Source organism: Nonomuraea sp. CX421, from assembly GCF_059358955.1.
Window position 1 is genome coordinate 25,175 of the sequence record NZ_JCADBK010000038.1, and the last position, 21,777, is coordinate 46,951.

Sequence of the window (21,777 nt, forward strand, 5' to 3'; positions counted from 1 at the left end):
CCCATCAGCCCTTTTTCTTGGACAACGTCGCGTACACCACGATGTTGTCGGTATAGCTGTGGGCCTTCTTGTTGTAGATGCCGCCACAGGTGATGAGCCGGAGCTGGGAGCCGTCGGTGTTGCCGTAGACCCGGGCCGTCGGGAACGTCGACTTGCTGACCTGCTCGATCCCGCTCACCGTGAAGCGGGTGACCTTCTTGTCCGACCGGTAAACGTAGATGTGGTCACCCTTGGCCAGCTCCCGGAGCCGGCTGAACACGGCCGCGCCCTTGCGGGTGCTGACATGCCCGTTGATCACTGACGGGCCCAGCTCGCCGGGCAGCGGCGAGTAGCGGTACCAGCCGGTGCGGTTCGGCTTGCTCAGGGGCGGGGTGGTCAGGTTGCCCTTCTTGTCGAGCGTGACCGCGCCGATCACCGCGTTGACCTTGAGCTTGGGGATCTTGATCCGGGTCGGCCTGACCTTCGTGGCCTTGACCCCCACCTTCTTGGGAGCCGGGATGGGGGCCACGAGCGGCTCCGCGGCCAGCGGTGGCGGCGCGTCCAGACGGGCCGGGGTCAGCGGGGTGTTCTTGCCGCCCGGGCCGACCGTGGGCGGGAGCACGAACGCGCCCGCGTTCTGGATCTGGACGGTGCTGGGCTCGGGCTGCGCGACCGGGCCGGGGCCCGAACCGTCGTCGACGGCGGGGGCCAGCGACAGCAGCCCCACCATGATGGCGCCCACGCCGCCCAGCGAACCGGCGATCAGCAGGGCCGGCATGGCCCTGTTCGTCGGCGACTTCTGCTCGGTCATCGGTTCGCTCCTCCCGCGTGTGCGGCACGCCGCCGCCGTAGCAGCAGCCCGCCGGTGGCACTGCCCATCAGGAGCAGCGACCCGCCCGCTATCAGCCCGTACGACCCGTTCTCCGGCTCCTCAGGCGCCTGTCCGGTGTCCACCCCGCCCTTGGGGGTCTTGACCACCTGCGGCTTGACGGTCTTGGTCACCGTGGTCGTCGGCTTCGGCGAAGGGCTGACGGTCGTCACTCCCCCGATCACCACGCCGACATGGTCGCCGATGGGCTGGCCCTGCGACGTCGTCGGCGTGGCACTGCCGCTGGTCGTGGGCGTGCCGCTGGGAGTGCTGGTCGGGTCGTCGGTGGGGTCGTCGGTGGGGTCGCCGGTGCCGGTGGGAGAGCCCGAGGGCGTCGGCGAGGTCGCACCTCCCACGGTGATCTCGACCGCGCCGGGGTTGTTGGTGACCACACAGGTGGACCTGTGCTCGGTCGGCGGGTCGATCATCTCGCGCGTGTGCAGCTTGAAGGCGTCCAGGTGGACCGGCTTGCCGTCGTCGATGCTCCTGATCCGGAGCGTGTGCTGCCCGTAGGACAGGTCCTTGCGCTCCCAGAGGGAGATGTTGCCCTTGGTCGCGTTGGTGGGGTTGCCGTTGCCGTCCTTCGTTGGGTCCACGATCGCCGAGGCGTCGTGGCCGTCGACCCCGTCGATGATCACCCGCACCCGGCCCACGTCGGGCATCTCCCGTCCGATGTACTCGAACCCGGTACCCCGGAAACGGATGATCGCCTCGTCCGAGCGCGTGGTGGTGGTGTGGACGTCGCGCAGCCAGTCGCCGTACTCGGGACGGGTGGCCTTGTCGTGGACCCACGAATCGCGGTAGATCACGCGGGGGTCGTCGTTGTTGACCACGACCTCTCCGGCGGGCGGGACGAAGTCGACGGTCATCGCCTGCGGCCTGAGCTTGATGACCCCGGTCTCGGTCATGTGCGCCTCGGAGGACATGCCCTCCGGCGAGGTGAGCGGCTGGTTGGGCTTGAGCGCCCCCTGGTCCTTGCTGCCGTGCGCCTCAAGTGTGCCGTTCCACGCCCCGTCGAGCTTGACGTTGCCGATCAGTGAGACCTTGGCGCCCTCGGCGTAGTAGTCGGGCGACTTGAACCTCGGCGCGTTGACGTGCTCGATCGCCCAGCCCAGCTTGAGCATGCCGCCCTGCTGGACCGTGGTCGGGATCTGCACCCGGGCCCGCAGCTTCACCTCGTCCGACCCGGCGATGCCGCCCGTGCAGCTGTAGTCGACCACGAGGCTGAACGTGTCCGCTCTCGCAGGTATCGCCACCAAGGCGGCGGATGCCGCCGCTCCGACCGATGCGGCGATCAACGCCTTGCGCCACCGTTTCACCGGACACTCCGCTCACACCTAGACCGAAGGTAGATCTTAGGGCCCTCAAGTCCGACGATCAGAGCGCCTCGGGACACTTGTGATGAACCCGTGTCCCCTGCGAACCCGTACCGGAAACCGGGTATACCTCGCAGTAACAGAATCGTATTCTGTCGTCCATCACACCCCTGCTTGGAGGCGACCGATGGAGCGAGACCTCTTCGACGAGGAGCACCTGCTCTTCCGTGAGACCGTGCGCGAGTTCATGGCCCGTGAGGTCATGCCCCACCACGGTGGCTGGGAGAAGGACGGCGTGGTCCCCCGCGAGGTCTGGAAGAAGGCCGGCGAGATCGGCATGTTCGGATTCTCCGTCCCCGAGGAGTACGGCGGAGCGGGCATCACGGACTTCAGGTACAACACGGTGATCGTCGAGGAGATCATGCGGAACGGCGCCTCCGGCCTCGGCTTCACCCTGCACAACGACGTCATGGCCCCGTACTTCGTGGACCTGACCAACGAGGAGCAGAAGCAGCGCTGGCTGCCCGGGTTCGTGAGCGGCGAGCTCATCACCGCGATCGCGATGACCGAGCCGGGCGCCGGGAGCGACCTGCAGGGCATCCGGACCACCGCGGTCCGCGAGGGCGACCACTACCTGGTCAACGGTCAGAAGACGTTCATCACCAACGGCATCAACTCCGACCTGGTCGTGGTGGTGGCCAAGACCGACCCGGACGCCGGGGCGCGGGGCACCACGCTGCTGGTCGTCGAGCGCGGGATGGAGGGGTTCGGCCGCGGCCGCAACCTCGACAAGATCGGGATGAAGGCCCAGGACACGGCCGAGCTGTTCTTCGAGAACGTCCGGGTGCCGGTGGCCAACCGGCTCGGCCCGAACGACGGCGAAGGCTTCTTCCAGCTGATGCGCAACCTGCCCCAGGAGCGCATGTCGATCGCCGTGGCCGCGGTGGCCGCGGCCGAGGCCGTGCTGGAGCAGACCATCGAATACTGCAAGACCCGCCAGGCGTTCGGACGCACCATCGGGTCCTTCCAGAACACCCGGTTCGTCCTCGCGGAGCTGGCCACCGAGACCGAGATCGCCCGCCACTACGTGGACAAGTGCGTCCGGGCGCTCAACGCCGGCACGCTGACCGTGGTCGACGCGGCCAAGGCCAAGTGGTGGACCACCGAGCTGCAGACCAAGGTCATCGACCGCTGCCTCCAACTGCACGGCGGCTACGGCTACATGATGGAGTATCCGGTCGCCAAGGCCTGGATCGACAGCCGCGTCCAGACGATCTACGGCGGCACCACCGAGATCATGAAGGAGATCATCGGCAGGTCCTTCGGCTTCTGAGAGCGCGGGCCGCGACCCGACGACGCATACTGGTCAGATGGACAGCGGCCTGATTCTCCTTGTTTTCCTGGCCTTGTTGTTCGCCTGGGGCCTCAACCGGGTGCGCCGTGCGCTGCGACTGGGGCCCGTGGGCTACGCCGGGGTAGTGATCGTCTTCGTCATCGTGATGCTGCTCATCTATGGCCAGCAGTACGCCTAGCCCCCAGACCGGCTAACCGGCACTGCCCTCCAGCAGCACCTTCGCCACCAGCTCGGGGTCATCGCTCATCGGCACGTGGCCGCAGCCCTTGAGCAGCTTGACCCGCTGCCCCGACCACTTGGCGGCCCGTACGGCCTGGCGGCGCAGGAGCAGCCGGTCACGCTCACCCCAGGCGATCGTGATGGGCGCCTTCGGCGGCGCGGGCGGCATCATGCCGGCGAACGACTCCAGCGTCTCGTCGAACCCCGCCGAGGCGCCGAGCGCCTGGGTGGCCGCGAGCAGCGCGGTCGGCGGAAGCCGGGACGGGTGGGCGACCAGCAACGCCGAGGACAGCGCCCGGCCGATCGGGTTCTCGGCCACCTTGATGGCCTGCTCGGGCGGCATCGATGTGGCGGAGGCGCGCACCCCGCGCAGCACCGTCTGACAGTAGAGCAGCTCCGGACGCGACCAGAAGCCCGCGGGCGACAGCGCGGTCGCCGTGCGGACGACCCCGCGCGAGGCCAGCTCCAGCGCGATGTAGCCGCCGAGCGAGTTGCCCGCCACATGCGGCTCGCGCACCCCGAGCAGCGCGCAGAACGACTCGACCGCGTCGGCCAGAGTCTCCGCGGTGTAGGGGGTGCCGTGCGGCAACCCTGGCGAGACGCCGAAACCGGGCAGGTCAAGGGCGATCACCGTACGCGAGGCGGCGAGCCGGTCGAGGACCGGGAGCCACGCCTGCCAGTGATGCCCGATGCCGTGAATGAGGATCAGCGGCGCGCCGGCGCCACGCCGTTCGAAGGCCAGGTCCATGGCGACGAGTGAACCACTAACGACTGCGTGTGGGAATCTCGAACCAGACGGCTTTGCCTTCCCTGGTGGGTCGCGAGCCCCAGCGCCGGGCGAGCTGGTCGACCAGGTAGAGCCCGCGGCCCCCCTCGTCGTTCTCGCCCGCGCTGCGGATGCGCGGCAGGCGGAGGTCCTGGTCGAACACCTCGACCCAGACCGACTCCTCGCCCCTGCGCAGCCTCAGCGTGAACTCCTTGTCGCTCACCACCTCGTCCTCGAAGCCGGGCACGTCCCAGGACTCCTCGAACGGCAGCGGCGGCCCCTCGACGACCAGCTCCCGGCGCGGCACGCTCGCGGTCGCGGCGTGCAGCACCACGTTGGTGACGACCTCGGAGACGAGCAGGCAGGCCAGCTCGGCCCGCTCCTCGGCCACATTCCAGCTGGAGAAGGCCTCGGACGCCATCCGGCGGGCCTCGCCGACCATGATCGGCTGGGCGGGGAAGGTGCGCTCCTCGACGTCGAGGTCGGTCTGGGTGGAGCGGACCACCAGGATCGCCATGTCGTCGTCGATCTCGCCGGGCACCGCGACCGTGGCGGCCTCGGCCACCCGCTCGACCTCGGCGTCGGCCACCCTGGCCAGCTTCTCGCGGAGCACCGCGAGCGTCTCGGCGTCGCTGGGCATCCGGCCGTCGCGACCGGGACGCCGGTCGATCAGGCCGTCGGTGTAGAGGAGCAGCGCCGCGCCCGGTGGGAGGGTCCGCGTCTCCTCCTTGTAGACCAGATCGGCGTGCAGGCCCTTGGCCCGCACGCCGAGCGGCTGGCCGACCTCCTCGATCTCCAGCTCCACGCATTTGCCGTCGACCAGCAGCAGCGGCGGGGCGTGGCCGGCGTTGGCGAAGGACAGCTGCCGCGACCAGGCGTCGTAGACGAGGTACTGGCAGGTCACGATGGGCGGGATGCTGACGTCGGCGCCGCTGTCGTCCTTCTCGGGAGTGGCGATGATGCGGGTCCACTCGTCGAGCCTGGCCAGGATGTCGGCGGGTGACTTGTCGTCCTGGGCGAAGGCCCGCAGCGCCGCCCGGAGCTGGCCCATGATGGCCGCGGCCTTGGCGCCTCTGCCCTCGACGTCGCCGATGACGATGCCGACCCGGCCGGCCGAGAGCGGGATCACGTCGTACCAGTCGCCGCCGACCTGGGTCTGGATGCCCTGCCCGTGGGAGGCGAGCGGCGCCGCAGGATAGTAGCGGACCGCGATGTCGAGGCCGTCGAGCTGCGGCAACGCCCGGGGCAGCAGGTGCTTCTGGAACGACTCGGCGGTGTGTCGTTCCTCCTCGAACAGCAGCGCGTTGTCGATGGCGAGCGCGACCCGGGTGGCGATGGCGCCGACGAAGTCGCGGTCGAACGCGTCGTAGTGGGGGCTGCGCCGGTCGGTGAGGTTGGACAGCCCGAGATACATCTGGCCGAGCGTCTCGCCCCGCACACAGAGCGGGGCCACGATGGCCGAGGTCATGCCGACCTCGCCGCACAGCTTGGCGCCGCTCTCGGAGGGGCTGGGGTAGTTGCTGGTGGCGAAGTCCTCGACCAGGATCGTCTCCTGGCGGCTCATCGCGGTGCTGGCGTAGTGGGCCGGCGGGTAGCGGATCTCCGCGCCGACCGGCTTCCACGTGCCGGGCGGAGGCGTCCAGCCTTGTACGTGCTGCGACACCCGGCGGACCAGCCGGTCGCCCTCCATCAACTCGATGAAGCAGTGGTCGGCGAACTGCGGGACGAGCATCTCGGCGACGCGCTTGAGCGTCTCCTCGACGTAGAGGGAGCCGGCGAGCCGCTCGCCGATGCGTTCGAGCAGGCCGAAGCGGTCCTTCTCGCGCTCGTTGCTGCGCAGCGCCTCGCGGGCGGTGATGACGATGCCGGTCACCGAGCCGGAGGGGTGGCGCAGCGGCACCGCCTGGGCGCGCACGTAGACGATGGTGCCGTCGCCGCGGCGCACGTCGAAGGTGCCCTCCCAGACACCGCCCTTCAGCACGTGCTTGGCCAGCTCGACGGCGAGCGGGTGGTCCTTCTCCATGATCCCGAGAGACAGCACCTTCGTCTCCCGGGAGGGCGACTTGCCGGAACGGCCGAACAGCTTTTCCGCGAAGGGATTCCAGTAGAGGAGGTTGCTGAAGCGGTCCGTCACGACGACGGCCATCTCCGCATGATCAAGTACGGATGCGGCGGCGAGATGATCAGCCGCATCCTGTGACAGATCCCCCCAACGCTTCATCCGGAGACCACTCCTAGGGGAGGCATGTGCGCAAAGCGAACCACGGGCGCTCCTGCAACAGTCTTGACCGGCGGGGAGTTGGGGGTCTCCCTGGAGGAATTCAACCAAGCAGCAGCGCTGGCGTCACCGCTTGGAGACGAAAACGTGCGCGGCGACATCCCGCGGAAGCTCCGCAGGAGTGTCCTTTGCGTCTCCGTCACCTGTCACCCGCACACCGTCGTCGCTCGCCGCGAGCGTGACCTCGCGTCCGGGTTGTATCCCAACTTGCTTGAGTTTAAGCATCACGGCGGGATCGCTTTGCACTTGTTCGCTAATTCGTCGCACCACCACCGGGATGTCACGCGGCCCGGCAAGGTCGGACATCGACATCAGCACACCGGTGCCCCCCTCACCCGCCTCGGCCACGCCCAACTCGGCCAGCCCGGGAATGGGGTTGCCGTGCGGGCAGACCGTGGGGTTGTTGAGCAACATCACCAGCCGCGCCTCCACGGACTCGGACATCACGTGCTCCCACCGGCAGGCCTCGATGTGCACCTCCTCCCAGGGCAACCCGACAACGTCGATCAGCAGGCACTCCGCGAGCCGATGCTTGCGCATCACGCGGGTGGCGAGGACGCGTCCGAGGTCGGTCATCGACAGGTGCCGATCACCTTCGACCCGGACCAGGCCGTCGCGCTCCATGCGGGCCACGGTCTGGCTCACGGTGGGGCCGCTCTGCTGAAGCCGCTCGGCGATGCGCGCGCGGAGGGGGACGATGCCCTCCTCCTCGAGCTCGTAAATCGTACGGAGGTACATCTCCGTCGTATCGATCAGGCCGTGTGCGGTCAAGGCTCCTCCCAACTCAAATGCTACGCCGCTGGTGGCAGGGACTGGGCCCGTCCGCCTCGGGCACAGGGGTCACCCGAGACCCTACTTGTGAGAAGGACCCACGATGGCACCGGACGAGAACAACGCGGCGGCCCGGTTCCTTCCCCGCCACCTCGCCTGACCCCGCCGGTACGGGCTCAGCGCGACCGGTACTCCCGGAACCGGGTGACGGACAGGCCCACCGCCAGCACGACCGCCGCGCACGCGAGGCCGCCTCCGACCCAGGCGCCGGTCACGCCGAACGCCACGGCCGAGGCGCCGGCCCGCAGGTCGCCCAGCCTGGGGCCGCCGGCCACGACCACCATGAAGGCGCCCTGCATCCGCCCGCGCATCTCGTCGGGCGCGTACAGCTGCAGGATGGACTGCCGCCACACCGAGGACACCACGTCGGCCGCGCCGCCCACCGCCATGAACGCCACCACCAGCCACAACGCCTGGGCGAGCCCCGCCGCCGCCACCGCGAGCCCCCAGACGGCGATGACGACGACCAGCGCGAGCCCCTGCCGGCTGACCCGGCCGACCCAGCCGGAGAACACCGCGCCGGCGACCGAGCCGATCGCCATGGCGGAGTTCAGCCAGCCGAGCGCGATCGGGGAGCCGCCGAAGCGCTCGGCGACCAGTTCGGGGAACAGGGCCTTGGGCATGGCGAGCACCATCGCGATGATGTCGACGACGAACGACATCAGCAGCACCGGGCTGGCCAGGATGAACCTCAGGCCCTCCAACACCGACCTGGCGCCCGGCCTGGCGACCTCGCCGAGCGGGGGCAGGGCGGGCAGCCGCAGCGCGGCGTACAGGCTGGCGCTGAAGAGCAGGGCGTCGACCGCGTAGGCCGCCGCGAAGCCGGCGACGGCCAGCACGACCCCGCCGATCATCGGCCCGACGACCGCGCCCATGCTGTAGACCAGCGAGTTGAGGGCGTTGGCGGCCGGCACCTGCTCCGGGCTCAGCAGCCTGGGGATGATCGCGCCCCGGGCGGGCGAGGTGATCGCGAAGCCGGTGGCGCCCAGCGCGACCGCGCCGAGCAGTACGTACACGTTGTCCAGGCCGAGCAGGGCCTGCGCCAGGATGAACAGTGTGCTCGCCCAGGCGATGAGCGAGCCGACGATCAGCAGCCTGCGCCGGTCGACCGCGTCGGCGATCGCGCCACCCCACAGCCCGAACACGACCAGCGGGATCAGGTTGGCCAGGCCCAGCAGGCCGACCCAGAGGGAGGAGTGGGTGAGCTCCCAGACCTGCTGGCTGACGGCGACGACGGTCACCGCCAGGCCGGCGTGCGAGACGGCCTGGCCGAACCAGAGCCGGCGGTAGGCGGGGACCGCCAGGGGCCGGGTGTCCACCAGGTGTCGTTTGACCAGTTCGGCTAAATGCACCTAGGCAGGTTAGGGGGCGAGTCTTTCCAGGATCCAACCGGAGTCGGCCCGCCGGTAACGGAGCCGGTCGTGCATCCGGTCGAGCTGTCCCTGCCAGAACTCCAGCTCGGACGGCACGACCCGGAAGCCTCCCCAGAAGTCGGGCACCGGCGGCTCCTCCGGCCAGCGGGCCGCCAGCTCCTCGTAGCGGGCGTCGAGCTCCTCCCGCGAGCTCACCACCTCGGACTGGCGCGACGCCCAGGCCCCGATCCGCGACCCGTACGGCCTGGAGTGGTAGTAGTCGGCCGACTCCTCGCGCGCGAGCGTCTCCACCGAGCCCTCCACGCGCACCTGGCGGCGGATCGGATGCCACGGGAACAACAGCGAGGCGTACGGGTTGGCGGCCAGGTCGCGGCCCTTGCGCGAGGCGTAGTTCGTGTAGAAGACGAAGCCGCGCTCGTCGTAGCCCTTGAGCAGGACGGTCCTCGCGCTGGGGCGGCCCTGCGCCGAGGCGGTGGCCAGCACCATCGCGTTGGGCTCCGGCAGCCCGGCGGCCAGGGCCTCCTCGAACCACACGGTGAACTGCGTGACGGGGTCGGCCGCCATTCCGGACTCGAGCAGCGGCTGACCTTCGTAGGTGCGGCGTAGCCCCGCCAGGGAGGGCGGCCGAGAGGATGTATCCACGAGAGGGTATTGTGTCGCGCTTAGTGGCAGATCCCACGCAACGCCTCCTACCAGCGGTTATGCCGTTCGGCCGGGTCCGGAGACCGAGCATGAACTGGCAGGGGGTTAAATTGACCCGCCGGTATCTCGACATCAAGGCATTGCCGGAACATGGCAAGAAAGGGAGGCGGCCAGACATGTCCGACTTCAAACCCGGCCTCGAAGGTGTTGTGGCTTTCGAGACCGAGATCGCGGAACCGGACAAGGAAGGGGGCGCCCTGCGTTATCGGGGCGTCGACATCGAGGAGCTGGTCGGTCGCGTCCCCTTCGGGCACGTGTGGGGCTTGCTGGTCGACAACAAGTTCCAGCCGGGCCTCCCCCCGGCGGAGCCGTACCCCATTCCTGTCCACTCCGGTGACATCCGGGTAGACGTGCAGAGCGCGCTCGCCATGCTGGCTCCGGCCTACGGCTTCCAGGCGCTGCACGACATCAGCGACGAGGAGGCCCGCGACCAGCTCGCGCGCGCCTCCGTGATGGCGCTGTCGTTCGTGGCGCAGTCGGCCCGTGGCCTCGGCCTGCCGATGGTGCCCCAGAGCCGCGTCGACGAGGCCAGCACCATCGTCGAGCGTTTCATGATCCGCTGGCGCGGTGAGCCTGATCCCAAGCACGTCAAGGCCATCGACGCCTACTGGACCTCCGCCGCCGAGCACGGCATGAACGCCTCCACGTTCACCGCCCGCGTCATCGCCTCCACCGGCGCCGACGTGGCCGCCGCGCTCTCGGGCGCGGTCGGCGCCATGTCCGGCCCGCTGCACGGCGGCGCACCGGCCCGCGTCCTGCACATGATCGAGGGCGTCGAGCAGATGGGCGACGCCAAGAAGTACGTGCGGAGCGAGCTCGACAAGGGCCAGCGCCTGATGGGCTTCGGCCACCGCGTCTACCGTGCCGAGGACCCGCGGGCCCGGGTGCTCCGCCGCACCGCCAAGGAGCTCGACGCGCCTCGCTACGAGGTGGCGGCGGCGCTGGAGCAGGCGGCGCTCGAGGAGCTGTCCGCGCGCAAGCCCGACCGTGTGCTGGCCACCAACGTCGAGTACTGGGCCGCCGTGGTCCTGGACTTCGCCGAGGTGCCCTCGCACATGTTCACCTCGATGTTCACCTGCGCCCGCACGGCCGGCTGGGCCGCGCACATCCTGGAGCAGAAGCGTACGGGCCGGCTCGTCCGTCCCAGCGCCGACTACATCGGCCCGGCCTCGCGGCCGCTGTCCGACGTGCCCGGCGCCGCCGAGGTCGCCGGCACCGTCTGATTCACGCGTCTGATTCACGCGTCTGAATCCCCCGCCTGACTTCGACCCCGCGAACGGCCCGCCGACCCATCGGCGGGCCGTTCTCGTACGTCCGGCTGTGAAAGTTTCACGCCACGCGTCTCACAATCCGGACTTGGTCCAAGGCACCAGCGGCACGTCAGTACCCTGGTCAGGTGGCTGACATCGTGATTCCCGCTGACATCAAGCCCGCCGACGGCCGCTTCGGCTGCGGGCCCTCGAAGGTCCGTACCGAGCAACTGGCCGCGCTCGCCGCCTCCGGCGCGAGCCTCATGGGCACCTCCCACCGCCAGAAGCCGGTCAAGAACCTGGTCGGCCGGGTGCGTTCCGGGCTCGCCGACCTGTTCTCGCTGCCCGAGGGCTACCAGGTCGTGCTGGGCAACGGCGGCACCACCGCGTTCTGGGACATCGCCGCCTTCGGGCTCATCCGCGACAGGTCGCAGCACCTGTCCTTCGGCGAGTTCTCCTCGAAGTTCGCCACCGTCGCCAAGAAGGCGCCGTGGCTGGGCGAGCCCACGGTGATCGCCTCCGAGGTCGGCACCCACCCCGCCGCGGTGGCCGAGGACGGCGTCGACGTCTACGCGCTCACCCACAACGAGACCTCGACCGGCGTCGCGATGCCGATCACGCGGGTGGGCTCCGACGACGCGCTGGTGCTCGTCGACGCCACCTCCGGGGCGGGCGGCCTGCCCGTCTCCGTGTCGGAGACCGACGTCTACTACTTCGCGCCGCAGAAGAGCTTCGCCTCCGACGGCGGCCTGTGGATCGCGCTCATGTCGCCGCGCGCCCTGGCCAGGGTCGAGGAGATCGCCGCGTCGGGCCGCTACGTGCCCGAGTTCTTCAGCCTGCCGGTCGCGATCGACAACTCCGCCAAGGACCAGACCTACAACACCCCGGCCGTGGCGACGCTGTTCCTGCTGGCCGACCAGCTCGACTGGATGAACGGCAACGGCGGCCTGGCCTGGACCACCGCCCGCACCGCCGACTCCGCCCAGCGCCTCTACACGTGGGCCGACAAGACGTCCTACACCACGCCGTTCGCGGCACCCGAGTTCCGGTCCCAGGTGGTCGGCACGATCGACTTCGCGGACGGGGTCGACGCGGCGGCCGTGGCCAAGGTGCTGCGCGCCAACGGCATCGTCGACACCGAGCCCTACCGCAAGCTCGGCCGCAACCAGCTGCGCATCGCGATGTTCCCGGCGATCGACCCGGCCGACGTCGAGGCGCTGACGGTCTGCGTCGACTACGTGGTCGAGCGCCTCTGACGCGTCTCGCGTGACGACTCATCGAGGAGGGTGACGCGTCGCCCTCCTCGACGTCCCGCGTGAGGAAGGCTCCTGGCGGCCCGCCACGGGGCGCGTACGGCGCCTCCGGCTCCACGCCGCCCCTCAACGCGCCCGGCGGCGGCGCCTCGCGCCGCAGGTGGATCAGTAGGCGGGATAGGGGCTCTCGGACCGCTTGCGCCGCAGGAACCAGGCGGCGATGACCCCGCCGATCAGCCCGAACAGGTGGCCCTGCCACGAGATGCCCTGCTGGTTGGGCAGCAGGCCCCACAGGATCGAGTAGTAGGCGATCGCCACCCCGATGGCGATCACAATGTCGAGGATGCGGCGGTCGAACAGGCCACGGGCCACGACGAAGCCGAAGTAGCCGAACACCAGCCCGCTTGCCCCGACCGTGATCACGCCGGGGCTGGTGAACCAGGTGCCGAAGCCGCCGACGACGATGATGACCGCGCTGGCCGCCAGGAACTTGCCGACGCCGCGGAGCGCCGCTAGGAAGCCGAGGATGAGCAGCGGCAGCGAGTTGGCCATGAGGTGGCCGAAGCCGACGTGCAGGAACGGCGCGAAGACGATGCCGAGGAGCCCGTCAGGATCCCAGCCGACGATGCCGAACTGGTGGTCGAGGGTGCCGTTGAGCATGTAGTCGACGATCTCGACGCCCCACATGACACCCAGCACGCCGACCATGATGACGAGCGCGCTCACGGCTCCCGTCAGGAGGGTGCCCGCGCCGCGCTTGGCTGACTCGAACGCGGACCTCGAATAGTCGCTCATGCGCTCCTCCTGCTAGACCGTCCTCTCTTTTACCGTACGGGCCGCAAGTCATGCATGCGTAAAAGAAACCCCCTCCCCGGCAGGGAGGGGGTATGGCGTGGCTACTCGCCCTTCCATTGGGGGGCACGCTTTTCGGCGAAGGCCGCCGCGCCCTCCATGGCGTCCTTCGTCCCGAACACCGGGTTGACGATGGCGCCCTGCTTGCTGAACATCTCCTCCAGGGACCAGTCCTGGGACTCGATGATCACCTTCTTGGTGGCGGCGACCGCCAGCGGCGCGTTGGCCGCGATCCGGCGAGCCAGCTCGATCGCCCCGTCCAGCGCCGCGCCCGGCTCGGTGATCCGGTTGACCAGGCCCAGCTCGTACAGCCGGGCGGCCGAGTAGTGGTCGCCGGTCAGGGCGATCTCCATGGCGACGTGGTAGGGGATGCGGCGCGGCAGTCGCATGATGCCGCCCGCGCCGGCCACCAGGCCCCGCTTGGGCTCGGGCAGACCGAACTTGGACTCCGAAGACGCCACGATGACGTCGCAGGCCAGAGCCAGCTCGAACCCGCCCGCCAGGGCGTAGCCCTCGATGGCCGCCACCAGCGGCTTCTTAGCGGGCGCCTCGGTCAGGCCGCCGAAACCGCGCCCTTCGACGATGGGCACGTCGCCGGTCAGGAACCCCTTGAGGTCCATGCCCGCGCAGAACGTGCCGCCCGCGCCGGTCAGGACGTAGGCGGAGACGTCGGGGCGGGCGTCGAGCGCGTCGACCGCTTCGGCGATGCCCCGTGCCACCGCCCCGTTCACGGCGTTGCGCGCCTTGGGACGGTTGATCGTGATGATGGCTACGCCGTCGGACTCTTCGACGAGTACTTCGTCAGACACGGGACCTCACTTGGGCTGGAAGCGGATGCCGCCGTCGAAGCGGATGACTTCGCCGTTCATGTAGTCGTTCTCCACCAGGGAGCGCACCAGGTGCGCGAACTCGTCGGCCCGGCCCATGCGCTTGGGGAACACCACGGGCGCCACCAGCTTGGCCTTGAACTCGTCGGCGTTGGCCGAGAAGCCGTAGATGGGGGTGTCGATGATGCCGGGGCAGATCGTGTTGACCCGCACGCCGATCGCCGCCAGGTCGCGGGCCGCGGGCAGCGTCATGCCCACGATGCCACCCTTGGAGGCGGAGTAGGCCAGCTGGCCGGTCTGCCCTTCGAGGGCGGCCACGGAGGCGGTGTTGACGACCACGCCCCGCTGCCCGTCGGCGTCGACCGGCTCGGTCTTGGAGATCGCGGCCGCGCCGATGCGCATCAGGTTGAACGTGCCGATCAGGTTGACCTCGATGACCTTGCGGTAGGAGGCCGGGCTGTGCGGGGAGCCGTCACGGTTGACGGTGCGCTCGGCCCAGCCGATGCCCGCACTGTTGACGACCACGCGCAGCGGCTTGCCGGTGGCGACGGCGGCGTCCACGGCCGCCTGCACCTGCTCGTCGTCCGACACGTCGGTCTTGGCGAAGACCCCGCCGAGCTCGTCGGCGACGGCCTTGCCGCGCTCCTCGTTGAGATCGGCGATGACCACTGTCGCGCCCTGTCGCGCGAGCTCACGGGCGGTGGCCTCACCGAGGCCGCTGGCACCGCCGGAGATTATTGCTGCAGATCCGTTCACGTCCATAACCGGGACCCTAACCCGCGTACCGAATGAAGTTCTACTCGGGGGCGGTTAAATCTCACCCACGGCACTGTCGACGTCGGAGTAGACCTTGATGCGCCGGTCGAGCCCCGTCGTGCGCAGGATGCGGGCCACCGGTGCCTGCGGAGCGGCCAGCGAGACCCCGCCGCCCTCTCCGGTGGCCAGCCGCCACGCCTCGATCAGCACGGACAGGCCGCTGGAGTCCATGAACGACAGTTGCTGGAGGTCGAGGACGAGCCGGGCGCTGTCCTGTTTGATGGCGTCTCGGACCTCGTCGCGGAGGAACGGGGCGGTGAACAGATCGAGCTCGCCCTCAACGGCGACCACCACGGCGTCGCCCAGGGCATGTCGCGCAAGCCGCAGCTTCATTGGGCCCCTCCTCGATGAGCCACTGTACTTCGACATCCCCGGATACCGGGCATGCACAACTACGATCAGTCGCATGCGGGAGGACGAGTCGGAGACGGGAGTGCGCCTTCCGGTCATCCCGTTGAGCCCGCTGCGAGCGGTGTTGCGCCGCATGGCGATCGCGGCGGCGATCGTCCTGGCGATGTTCGCGCTGGTGGCGATGGATCTGGACGGCTACCGCGACACCGCCGACGGCAAGGTGTCGCTGCTGGACGCGCTCTACTACGTCACGGTGTCGATCTCCACCACGGGTTACGGTGACATCACCCCGGTCAGCTCCGAGGCCAGGATCATCAACATCGTGGCCGTGACGCCGTTGCGCATCGCCTTCCTCGTCGTCCTCGTGGGCACCACGCTCGAGGTTCTCACCAGGCGCACCCGTGATGCCATCAGGATCGAACGCTGGAGGGCCAGGTTGCACGATCACACGGTGATCATCGGCTACGGCACCAAGGGCCGGGCGGCGATCCGCACGCTGCTGGAGAACGAGCGGACCCGCGACTCGATCGTGGTGGTCGACCCCCAGCCGGCGATGATCGACGAGGCCACGGCCGACGGGTTCGTCGGGGTCGTCGGCGACGGCACCCGCAGTCACGTGCTCAACCGCGCCCGCATCGGCACCGCCAAGGAGATCATCGTCGCCACCCAGCGCGACGACACCTCGGCTCTGGTGACGCTCACGGCCCGCAGCCTCAACCCCACCGCGACGATCGTGGCCGCCGTCCGCGAGGCCGAGAACGACCCGCTGGTACGGCAGAGCGGCGCCGACGTGGTGATCACGTCATCCGAGGCCGCCGGCCGGATGCTCGGCGTGGCCACCCAGAGCCCCGCGGTCAGCACCCTGATTGAGGACTTCCTCGCCTACGGCCGGGGCCTCGACCTGTTCGAGCGCGCGGTGGCGCCCGAGGAGGTCGGCAGGCCGCCGTCCGCGTGCGAGGAGATCGTGGTGGCCGTGGTCAGGGGCCGTGAGGTCATGACCTACGCCGACCCTCGTGTGTCAACCCTCCGGGCGGGCGACCGGGTCGTGGTCATCCACGTTCCGGCGCCGGGATAGCGAAGCCGTACGGCAGCTCCAGGCGGTGGGCGGCGAGCAGCTCGGCGTCGGCCAGCAGCTCGCGGGTGGGCCCGTCGGCGGCGATCACGCCGTCCGACAGGATGAGCGAGCGGTCGCAGAGCTCCAGCGCGTACGGCAGGTCGTGGGTGACCATGAGCACGGTGACGTCGAGCGAGCGCAGGATCTCGGCCAGCTCCCGGCGGGCGGCCGGGTCGAGGTTGGACGACGGCTCGTCCAGCACCAGGATCTCGGGCGCCATCGCCAGCACGGTCGCCACGGCCACCCTGCGGCGCTGGCCGAACGACAGGTGGTGGGGCGGCCGGTCGATGGCGTCGAGCATGCCGACCCGGTCGAGGGCCGCCTTGACGACCCGTTCCAGCTCCTCTCCGGCGACGCCGGAGTTGGCCGGGCCGAAGGCGACATCGTCCCTGACCGTGGGCATGAAGAGCTGGTCGTCGGGATCCTGGAAGACCAGGCCGACGCGCTGCCTGATCTCCTTGAGGGTGTCCTTGCGCACCGGGGTGCCGGCCACGGTGACCGCGCCGTGGCCGGCGGTGAGGATGCCGTTGAGGTGCATGACCAGCGTGGTCTTGCCGGCGCCGTTGGGGCCGAGCAGGGCGACCCGCTCTCCCCTGCCGATCGTGAAGTCGACGCCGAACAGGGCCTGGGTCCCGTCGGGGTAGGCGTAGGCGAGACGGCTCACTTCGAGAGAGTTCACGTTGGGAGAGTTCCGTTGAGTCACGTTCAGAGAGTTCACAGCGACAGTCCCAACACCGCCAGCGCGAGGATCGGCAGGGCGAGCGCGGTGCCCCACTGCCTAGCAGACGCCGAAATTTCGCCGATTATCGGCATCTGGCCTGAATAACCGCGGCTCAGCATCGCCAGATGCACCCTCTCACCCCGCTCGTACGAGCGGATGAACAGGGCGCCGGCCGACCGGGCGATCACCGGGATGTGCCGGAAATTTCGTGCTTCGAAGCCCCGGGACTCCCGAGCCACCTTCATCCGCCGCATCTCGTCCAGGATCACGTCCAGATAGCGGAGCATGAACATGGCGATCTGCACCAGCAGGCTCGGCAGCCGGAGCCGCTGCGCGCCGAGCAGGATGACGCGCGGCTCGGTCGTGGCGGCCAGCAGGATGGAGGCGACCACGCCGAGGGTCGCCTTGGCCAGGATGTTCCACGCCGCCCAGAGCCCTTCGACGCTCAGCGAGAGCCCGAGCACCGTGATGCGCTCCCCCATCCCGATGACGGGGATGAGGAAGGCGAACAGCACGAAGGGCAGCTCGATCACCATCCGCCGCAGGACGTAGGGCAGGGGCACCCTGGCGAGCAGCGCGACCGCCACCAGCATCACGGCGTAGACCGCGAACGCCCAGAACCGCTCCCTCGGCGTGGCCACGACCACGAGGGCGAAGGAGAAGACGGCGAGCAGCTTGCACTGCGGCGGCAGCCGGTGCACGGCCGAACCACCCGGCAGATAGAGCTGATGCCGATGCCCCGCGCCCACCACTCACCGTCTCTCGTTCACGTGCTCAGACCCTGACCCTGTCGCGACCACGCGCGGCGTAACCCACGGCTCCGGCGATGAGCAGCACCAGCCCCACGCCGAGGATCCCCGCGACGCCCACCGGGATGCCGCCCACGTCACCGTAGTCGGCCAGCGCCCATGAGCCGAACAGGTGGTCGGTCGCCTGGCCGAGGAAGCCCTTCTCCTCGGCGACCGACTCCAGCCCGTCGGGGCTGGAGGAGGCGAAGAAGGACACCACCCCGGCCAGCAGCGCCGTCACACCGAGGCCACCGAGCAGGAACGGCCTGATCCCGCCGCCCGTGGCCACCGGCCGCTCGGGCCGCACCGTCGTGGCGCCCTCGGGACCCCGCAGCACCAGCGGAGCGGCCACGCCGCGCGCGCCGTACACCAGGTCGGGCCGGACGGCCAGCACCGCGCCCACGGTGAGGGCGGTGATCACGGCCTCGCCGACGCCGATCAGCACGTGCACCCCGCCCATCGCGGCGGCCACCGCGGACACCTCGATCGGCGCGGTGCCACCGATCCAGAACAGCAGCGTGAACGCCAGCGCGGAGGCGGGCACCGAGACCAGCGCGGCGAGGAACGCGGCCACCGTGATGGCGCCCTTGCCCCTGGCCACGCGGCTGACCAGCAGGAAGACGCCCCAGCCGACCAGCACGGTGACGATGCCCATGATCGTGATGTTGACGCCCAGCGCCGTCAGCCCGCCGTCGGCGAAGAACACGCCCTGCACGAGCAGGACCACGGCCATGCACAGGACACCTGTGTACGGCCCGACGAGTATCGCGGCCAGCGCGCCTCCGAGCAGGTGGCCGCTGGTCCCCGCGGCGATGGGGAAGTTGAGCATCTGGACGGCGAAGATGAACGCGGCGACGAGACCCGCCATGGGAGCGGTGCGGTCGTCGAGTTCGCGCTTGGCGCCGCGCAGACAGACCGCGACCCCGGCGGCCGCGACCGCTCCGGCCGAGATGGACACGGCGGCGTTGAAGAAGCCATCGGGTACGTGCACGACATCCTCCGAAAGAGGCGAGAAGAACAGGGCCTACTTTAGGACATCGCCTTGCAGTTGCACATAGATGGCAATTAGCGAAAGAACCTTCTCACCAGCGCACGAGCCGTGATTTTGCGCACAACGGCGCTCAACTTCCCCTTACCCGGGGTGGCGTAGGGCCGCACGCTCCTGAGCAGGGCCGCTGCTCGCAACCGGCACGGCTTGGCGACCGTCGCGGCGTCGGCCTCGATCCTGAACCTCGCCGGCGGCCCGCCCAGCTCCACCTCCAGATAGGCGTCCCAGGTGCCGGGCGCGAACCTGCCGACCGCCGGCCGGGCCGCGAAGCCGCCGCCCGTCAGGGCGACCACCGGCTCGGCGTACTCGCCGCCCGTGCGCCGCTCGCGCCAGACCACCCGGCGCACGACCGACGCCTCGGGAATCGCCCCCGCGACCGTGACCTCGCCCTCCATCACCAGCCGGTGGCCGAGCGACCATCTCGTCCTGGTCAGCCGCGCGTTGCCGGGCACCGTCCGCAGGTGCCCGCCGATGTCGACGCTGAGGTTGCCGTTGTCCCTGGTGAAGTACGGCATGGCAACGACGCCGTCGATGAGCCGGGGCGCGGGCCGGGCCACGTCGTCGTCACGGTCGGCGCCCAGCCGGCCGGACCTGACGACGCCCTCCAGCTCGATCGCGACGCGCAGGTCCCAGATCCCGGAGTCGAGCGCGCCCACGTCGACCAGAGCGGTGAACTCGTCGCCGTCGTAGCCGGCGGGCACCACCACCTCGGCCGCCGGGTCTCTCCGGGCCCGCAACACGAGGTAGATGCCGTGGTGCACGCGCATGCCGTCGAGTGCGGCCGTGCCGGAGACCACCAGCCGGTCGGCCTCCCAGCGCAGCCCCGTGAGGCGGCGGCGCACGGCGGCGTTCTCGATGCGGGCCAGCCGCGCCAGCCGGTCGACGTCGCCGAGGGCGGCCAGCCGTTCCCGGTCGGTGCGGTGGAGCCGCTCGTAGACGCCGGGGGTCAGCCACTCGTCGCAGAGCGCGGCCACGCCTTCGGCGATGTCCTTGCGGCGTACCTCGTCGGCCGCCAGGAACGGGGCGCCGAGCTGGGCGAACGCGTCGAGCCGGAAATGCCGGCCGAGCAGGTGGTCGCGCAGCGGGCCGGGCGGGATGTGCTCGGTCATCAGCCGGATCGGGCCCCTGATCATCGCCAGCCAGGCGACCGGGTCTCTGCTGTCGGGCTGCTGCATGACGCTGCTGCCGTCGGGCCGGGCGACCAGGTGGTAGCAGTCGTAGTCGGCGACCACGGAGATCACGCCGGCGTGGCAGTAGGCGTGCACCGTGAAGTGGAGGTCCTCGCCGACGAGCACTCCCTCGGCGAACCTGATGCGATGCCGTTCGAGCAGGTCGCGGCGGTAGAGCTTGAAGCAGCACAGGCTGTTGTAGACGGCGCTGTCGGCTAAGCCGGCCCGCTCGGTGTTGCGGGTGAACATTGAGACCGGCGCCCGGCGGCCGTGGCCGGCGATCCGGCCGAGCACGATGTCGGAGCCGTTGCGGTCGGCCATGGCGACCATCCGCTCCAGGGCTTCGGCGCCGAGATAGTCGTCGGCGTCGCAGAAGAAGACGTAGCGGCCGGTGGCGTGCTGGAGGCCGACGTTGCGCGGCCGTCCGGCGCCTCTGCCGGCGAGGCCGTCGAGGCGGACCACCCTGACGGCGTCGGGGTGGTAGGCGGCGTAGAGCTCCAGCAGCTCCGCGGTGCCGTCCGTCGACCCGTCGTCGACGACCACGATCTCCTTGCGCACCCGCTGGACGAGCGCCGAGGTAAGGCATCGGTCCAGGTAGGGGCGGGCGTCACGGGCCGGGATGACGATGCTGACATCCACTGCCTCCTCGCCTTTCCCAGATGTCGTCACAGTCACAGCCGCGCCCCTCAGCCGTTACGATTCGCTCCCGACTCGTTTCAGTATGTGACCAACGCCGGTTCCCGGGGGGCCGATCGCCGGTCTTCGTCCGCCCCATTTCCCGTCCTGCGCGATTCGCCACGAAGCGCAGACAGTGCAGGTAAATCCGCCAAGCACCACAATTAGTGACCAGCGAATCACCTGAGGGGGCGCTGTTTTCCCACCTGGAGTGGAGAACTTTCTCCACCGGGAGGGGTGCCTTACCCTCCGAGGGTCGCGGGTGATCCATTGGGGGCCCCGGCGCGTCTACGCTTAGGCGACCTTGACCGGAGAGGGGGCGGATTTGGGACCTGATCCGCGTAGCCGGATGGCGTCCGGCTCGGCCGTGCACACTGCCGAGTTCATCGTCTCCTCAGCACGACTGGCAGAGCTCTACGAGTGCTCGGCGCTGCTCCGCCGTACGAGGGTGCGGGCGGAGGAGATCGTGGACGAGGCGCGAGCGCTGCTCGCCGAGGCCGAGCGGGAGGGCGATCCGGTGCGGATCCTCATGCTCACCTCCCAGCTCGACGAGGCGCGCCAGGCGTACCGCAAGGTGCTCAACGCCTACGTGACGATCTGCCGCAGGATCAACGAGGAGCGCCAGGAGATCATCCAGGCTCAGATGGAACGCGAGCGGGCGACCCGCTTGTCAGGCGTGGCCTGACGCCCTACCGTCAGGACATGCCTGACTGGAAGGAAAAGCTCCGCTGCTCGTTCTGCCACAAGAAGAGCGCGGAAGTCGCCAAGCTGATCGCCGGGCCCGGCGTACACATTTGCGACCAGTGCGTCGGCCTGTGCTCCGAGATCCTGAAGGACGAGCGGCTCTCCGCCTCCACCGAGCCACGGCTCCCACCGTGGGAGACGCTGACCGACGACCAGGTCCTCGACCATCTCCCCAAGATCGTCGCCGTGCAGGCGCAGATCGACGACAACCTGCACGACTGGGTGCGCCACCTGCGCACCCGCGACGTCAGCTGGGAGCGCATCGGCGCCTCCCTCGGCATGACGCGACAGTCGGCCTGGGAACGCTTCCGGTAATGACCTCGTCCGGCGGCGGTAAACCGATGTGACTCATGGGACGTCCCATAACCAGGGAGGCCCACCATGCGCGTCCTAGACGGCCTCGCGGGGTCCGATCTCGAAGCAATCCAGCTGGAGCTGGTCCTGATCGTGGCCCTGCACGAAGAGGCGGAGCGGCTCGCCGCT

At 69.7% G+C, this 21,777-nt stretch carries 22 protein-coding genes; 7 read left to right on the forward strand and 15 right to left on the reverse strand.

The features are described 5' to 3' along the window. Positions 1-4: 4 nt before the first annotated feature. Both AC5L3X_RS37485 and AC5L3X_RS37490 read right to left on the reverse strand, forming a co-directional pair. Complete coding sequence (locus tag AC5L3X_RS37485; RefSeq protein ID WP_494863433.1) at positions 5-790, reverse strand: class F sortase; 786 nt, start codon at positions 788-790, stop codon at positions 5-7. Further along, positions 787-2,067 carry a hypothetical protein gene (locus AC5L3X_RS37490; protein WP_494863435.1) on the reverse strand — a complete coding sequence of 427 codons (1,281 nt, stop codon included), beginning with the start codon at positions 2,065-2,067 and terminating at the stop codon, positions 787-789. The genes AC5L3X_RS37485 and AC5L3X_RS37490 overlap by 4 nt, the downstream gene beginning before the upstream one ends. A gap of 283 nt (positions 2,068-2,350) precedes the next feature. Between AC5L3X_RS37490 and AC5L3X_RS37495 the strand changes: the two genes are divergently transcribed. Both AC5L3X_RS37495 and AC5L3X_RS37500 read left to right on the forward strand, forming a co-directional pair. Continuing rightward, on the forward strand, positions 2,351-3,496 hold the full coding sequence (locus tag AC5L3X_RS37495; RefSeq protein ID WP_494863436.1) for an acyl-CoA dehydrogenase family protein: 1,146 nt from the start codon (positions 2,351-2,353) through the stop codon (positions 3,494-3,496). Positions 3,497-3,533: 37 nt separating this feature from the next. Continuing rightward, positions 3,534-3,695 (forward strand): hypothetical protein, encoded by a 162-nt coding sequence (locus AC5L3X_RS37500; RefSeq protein WP_189124307.1) that lies wholly within the window; start codon positions 3,534-3,536, stop codon positions 3,693-3,695. Positions 3,696-3,707: 12 nt separating this feature from the next. On the opposite strand, the gene AC5L3X_RS37505 is transcribed toward AC5L3X_RS37500, so the two are convergent. The 5 genes from AC5L3X_RS37505 to pdxH form a co-directional block, all read right to left on the reverse strand. Beyond that, positions 3,708-4,484: an alpha/beta fold hydrolase gene (locus AC5L3X_RS37505; protein ID WP_494863437.1), complete on the reverse strand. Its 777-nt coding sequence runs from the start codon at positions 4,482-4,484 to the stop codon at positions 3,708-3,710. A 16-nt stretch (positions 4,485-4,500) separates the two neighbouring features. Continuing rightward, positions 4,501-6,723, reverse strand: coding sequence for an ATP-binding SpoIIE family protein phosphatase (locus tag AC5L3X_RS37510; RefSeq protein WP_494863438.1), 2,223 nt, complete (start codon positions 6,721-6,723; stop codon positions 4,501-4,503). 123 nt (positions 6,724-6,846) lie between these two features. After that, positions 6,847-7,551, reverse strand: coding sequence for an iron-dependent transcriptional repressor DtxR (locus AC5L3X_RS37515; RefSeq protein WP_189124310.1), 705 nt, complete (start codon positions 7,549-7,551; stop codon positions 6,847-6,849). Positions 7,552-7,727: 176 nt separating this feature from the next. Next, positions 7,728-8,963, reverse strand: a complete 1,236-nt coding sequence (locus AC5L3X_RS37520; RefSeq protein ID WP_494863440.1) for an MFS transporter — start codon at positions 8,961-8,963, stop codon at positions 7,728-7,730. A gap of 9 nt (positions 8,964-8,972) precedes the next feature. Next, positions 8,973-9,626, reverse strand: coding sequence for a pyridoxamine 5'-phosphate oxidase (pdxH, locus tag AC5L3X_RS37525; RefSeq protein WP_494863442.1), 654 nt, complete (start codon positions 9,624-9,626; stop codon positions 8,973-8,975). 176 nt (positions 9,627-9,802) lie between these two features. Between pdxH and AC5L3X_RS37530 the strand changes: the two genes are divergently transcribed. Beyond that, positions 9,803-10,909, forward strand: coding sequence for a citrate synthase 2 (locus tag AC5L3X_RS37530; RefSeq protein WP_494863444.1), 1,107 nt, complete (start codon positions 9,803-9,805; stop codon positions 10,907-10,909). Positions 10,910-11,082: 173 nt separating this feature from the next. Then, the gene (gene serC / locus AC5L3X_RS37535) at positions 11,083-12,192 is read left to right on the forward strand and encodes a phosphoserine transaminase (RefSeq protein ID WP_189124313.1); all 1,110 of its coding nucleotides are present in this window, start codon (positions 11,083-11,085) and stop codon (positions 12,190-12,192) included. Positions 12,193-12,354: 162 nt separating this feature from the next. Here the strand turns inward: serC and AC5L3X_RS37540 are convergent, their stop codons facing one another. The 4 genes from AC5L3X_RS37540 to AC5L3X_RS37555 form a co-directional block, all read right to left on the reverse strand. Next, the gene (locus AC5L3X_RS37540; RefSeq protein WP_494863446.1) at positions 12,355-12,984 is read right to left on the reverse strand and encodes a rhomboid family intramembrane serine protease; all 630 of its coding nucleotides are present in this window, start codon (positions 12,982-12,984) and stop codon (positions 12,355-12,357) included. A gap of 101 nt (positions 12,985-13,085) precedes the next feature. Further along, the gene (locus AC5L3X_RS37545) at positions 13,086-13,850 is read right to left on the reverse strand and encodes a crotonase/enoyl-CoA hydratase family protein (protein WP_189124315.1); all 765 of its coding nucleotides are present in this window, start codon (positions 13,848-13,850) and stop codon (positions 13,086-13,088) included. A 6-nt stretch (positions 13,851-13,856) separates the two neighbouring features. Then, complete coding sequence (locus AC5L3X_RS37550; protein WP_189124316.1) at positions 13,857-14,630, reverse strand: SDR family oxidoreductase; 774 nt, start codon at positions 14,628-14,630, stop codon at positions 13,857-13,859. 48 nt (positions 14,631-14,678) lie between these two features. Next, a complete protein-coding gene (locus AC5L3X_RS37555; RefSeq protein ID WP_101785558.1) occupies positions 14,679-15,017 on the reverse strand; it encodes an STAS domain-containing protein in 339 nt (112 codons plus the stop codon). 73 nt (positions 15,018-15,090) lie between these two features. Between AC5L3X_RS37555 and AC5L3X_RS37560 the strand changes: the two genes are divergently transcribed. Then, complete coding sequence (locus tag AC5L3X_RS37560) at positions 15,091-16,110, forward strand: potassium channel family protein (RefSeq protein WP_189124317.1); 1,020 nt, start codon at positions 15,091-15,093, stop codon at positions 16,108-16,110. On the opposite strand, the gene AC5L3X_RS37565 is transcribed toward AC5L3X_RS37560, so the two are convergent. From AC5L3X_RS37565 to AC5L3X_RS37580, 4 genes are all read right to left on the reverse strand, one after another. Then, positions 16,085-16,828 carry an energy-coupling factor ABC transporter ATP-binding protein gene (locus AC5L3X_RS37565; protein ID WP_494863449.1) on the reverse strand — a complete coding sequence of 248 codons (744 nt, stop codon included), beginning with the start codon at positions 16,826-16,828 and terminating at the stop codon, positions 16,085-16,087. The two genes, AC5L3X_RS37560 and AC5L3X_RS37565, sit on opposite strands and share 26 nt — an antisense overlap. A gap of 35 nt (positions 16,829-16,863) precedes the next feature. Then, positions 16,864-17,619, reverse strand: coding sequence for a cobalt ECF transporter T component CbiQ (gene cbiQ, locus AC5L3X_RS37570; RefSeq protein ID WP_189124319.1), 756 nt, complete (start codon positions 17,617-17,619; stop codon positions 16,864-16,866). A 25-nt stretch (positions 17,620-17,644) separates the two neighbouring features. Next, complete coding sequence (locus AC5L3X_RS37575; protein WP_494863451.1) at positions 17,645-18,649, reverse strand: energy-coupling factor ABC transporter permease; 1,005 nt, start codon at positions 18,647-18,649, stop codon at positions 17,645-17,647. Positions 18,650-18,723: 74 nt separating this feature from the next. Further along, complete coding sequence (locus tag AC5L3X_RS37580) at positions 18,724-20,514, reverse strand: glycosyltransferase family 2 protein (protein ID WP_494863453.1); 1,791 nt, start codon at positions 20,512-20,514, stop codon at positions 18,724-18,726. Positions 20,515-20,899: 385 nt separating this feature from the next. Here AC5L3X_RS37580 and AC5L3X_RS37585 point away from each other — a divergent pair, with 385 nt between their 5' ends. Together AC5L3X_RS37585 and AC5L3X_RS37590 are read left to right on the forward strand one after the other, a co-directional pair. Further along, positions 20,900-21,235 carry a hypothetical protein gene (locus AC5L3X_RS37585; protein ID WP_494863455.1) on the forward strand — a complete coding sequence of 112 codons (336 nt, stop codon included), beginning with the start codon at positions 20,900-20,902 and terminating at the stop codon, positions 21,233-21,235. Between the two features lie 17 nt (positions 21,236-21,252). Further along, entirely contained in the window at positions 21,253-21,609 is a 357-nt protein-coding gene (locus AC5L3X_RS37590; RefSeq protein ID WP_494863457.1) for a ClpX C4-type zinc finger protein, read from the forward strand. The last annotated feature ends 168 nt before the right edge of the window (positions 21,610-21,777 follow it).

Excerpts from the sequence above, each read along its gene's own strand:
- AC5L3X_RS37485 (WP_494863433.1), bottom strand. The coding sequence starts at position 790 with ATGACCGAGCAGAAGTCGCCGACGAACAGGGCCATGCCGGCCCTGCTG.
- AC5L3X_RS37495 (WP_494863436.1), top strand. The coding sequence starts at position 2,351 with ATGGAGCGAGACCTCTTCGACGAGGAGCACCTGCTCTTCCGTGAGACC.
- AC5L3X_RS37500 (WP_189124307.1), top strand. The coding sequence starts at position 3,534 with ATGGACAGCGGCCTGATTCTCCTTGTTTTCCTGGCCTTGTTGTTCGCC.
- AC5L3X_RS37505 (WP_494863437.1), bottom strand. The coding sequence starts at position 4,484 with ATGGACCTGGCCTTCGAACGGCGTGGCGCCGGCGCGCCGCTGATCCTC.
- AC5L3X_RS37510 (WP_494863438.1), bottom strand. The coding sequence starts at position 6,723 with ATGAAGCGTTGGGGGGATCTGTCACAGGATGCGGCTGATCATCTCGCC.
- AC5L3X_RS37530 (WP_494863444.1), top strand. The coding sequence starts at position 9,803 with ATGTCCGACTTCAAACCCGGCCTCGAAGGTGTTGTGGCTTTCGAGACC.
- AC5L3X_RS37540 (WP_494863446.1), bottom strand. The coding sequence starts at position 12,984 with ATGAGCGACTATTCGAGGTCCGCGTTCGAGTCAGCCAAGCGCGGCGCG.
- AC5L3X_RS37550 (WP_189124316.1), bottom strand. The coding sequence starts at position 14,630 with ATGGACGTGAACGGATCTGCAGCAATAATCTCCGGCGGTGCCAGCGGC.
- AC5L3X_RS37555 (WP_101785558.1), bottom strand. The coding sequence starts at position 15,017 with ATGAAGCTGCGGCTTGCGCGACATGCCCTGGGCGACGCCGTGGTGGTC.
- AC5L3X_RS37560 (WP_189124317.1), top strand. The coding sequence starts at position 15,091 with ATGCGGGAGGACGAGTCGGAGACGGGAGTGCGCCTTCCGGTCATCCCG.
- AC5L3X_RS37585 (WP_494863455.1), top strand. The coding sequence starts at position 20,900 with ATGGCGTCCGGCTCGGCCGTGCACACTGCCGAGTTCATCGTCTCCTCA.
- AC5L3X_RS37590 (WP_494863457.1), top strand. The coding sequence starts at position 21,253 with ATGCCTGACTGGAAGGAAAAGCTCCGCTGCTCGTTCTGCCACAAGAAG.